General features: G+C 65.5%; 2 protein-coding genes. Both read right to left on the reverse strand.

The window, feature by feature from the left end; genetic code table 11:
* Positions 1-96 precede the first annotated feature (96 nt).
* Complete coding sequence (locus tag J9611_RS21380; RefSeq protein WP_211883266.1) at positions 97-480, reverse strand: transposase; 384 nt, start codon at positions 478-480, stop codon at positions 97-99.
* Between the two features lie 31 nt (positions 481-511).
* Positions 512-1178, reverse strand: a 667-nt coding sequence (locus tag J9611_RS21385) for a transposase (RefSeq protein WP_211883268.1), incomplete at its 5' end; no start/stop codon positions are given.

Below are 1178 nucleotides of genomic sequence, written 5' to 3' on the forward strand. Positions count from 1 at the left end.
TGGTTTTCACTCATTTGGGGATATTGGCGGGGCCGTTGAGGTCTTGTAGGGGCCATGAGGGCCCGCGCCAGGGGCAGGGCTACCGGCCCCGACCGGTCAGGCGATGATCCAGGCCCCGTTTTCGTTGGTGAGTCCCAGTTTCACGAGCCGTTTGAGGTTCAGCCCGGCAACACGGAACTGGATCCAGGCGTGGTTCTTCCCGGTGCCGCGGTATCGCAGGCGCCGGTTGTTGTTGGCGACGAGCCAGGCTATGGATCGTTCGATCAGGGGCCGGTATTGCCGGTAGTCCTGCTGGAATCCCGGTTCACGGGCTGCGGCCCGGTGGGCCCGTTGCCGGCCGTGGTGTTCGGTGATCACAAGTTTGCGGCCGTTTTTCGCCTTCGTGCACTGCTCACGCAGCGGGCAGCTGTTGCATTGGGAACCGAAGTTCACGTTGCCTTTGGGGCTGATCTTGCGGACCAGACCGTTCGGGCATGTCATGGTCCCCTTCTGGGGGTCGTGGGCGAAGTCATCAAGGGTGTATCCGCCCGCAACGGCGGGGCGCAGAGGTTTGGGGTTTCACCAGCGCCTGGTGCCCGGCCTCTTCCAGATGTTCGAGCATGGCGCCGGAACCATACGCCGAGTCGCCGAGCACCTGATACCCGGTGGCGTCATCCATGGACGGGTCGTTGGCTAATAATTCCTGCCCGGCATCCCCGTCGCTGGAGCCGTCCCCGGCGGCTTTTGTGACCGCGGCGTTGGTGATCAGCCCGGTTTCGGGTTCCCCCACAATGTGGGCCTTGTATCCATCGCGGAGGACCGACCGGGACTTGTGCGCGTGCCGTGCTTCCGGGTCGACGGTGGAAATGATCCGGCCCTTGGCCACCCTTCTGGCGATCCGCCAGCGCCCGTCGGTGCCGTCCGAGCCTTCGGCCGGTTCCACGTCCTGCCCGGCAACGAGCGCCAGCAACGCATACGTCTCCGCGGCCGGGCCCTCCAGCTGCTCCGGGTCCACGGCGTCCAGCAATGCCAGCGCGTCCGTCACCAGTGCGGAAATCAGCGCGTTCTTCGCTTCCCTGTCGTCCCAGGCGATATCGGGCTTCCCGACCCTGCTGTAGTCATACCCGGGAGCGTGGACCGCGAGCAGGCTCTTGCCGTCCGGGACGTCCCGGCCGAAGCGGCGGATCACGGCAATCAAC

This window comes from Pseudarthrobacter albicanus (assembly GCF_018224015.1).
GTDB lineage: Bacteria > Actinomycetota > Actinomycetes > Actinomycetales > Micrococcaceae > Arthrobacter > Arthrobacter albicanus.

Bases quoted from the DNA above. Each gene is read 5' to 3' on its own strand.
- J9611_RS21380 (WP_211883266.1), bottom strand. From the start codon at position 480: ATGACATGCCCGAACGGTCTGGTCCGCAAGATCAGCCCCAAAGGCAAC.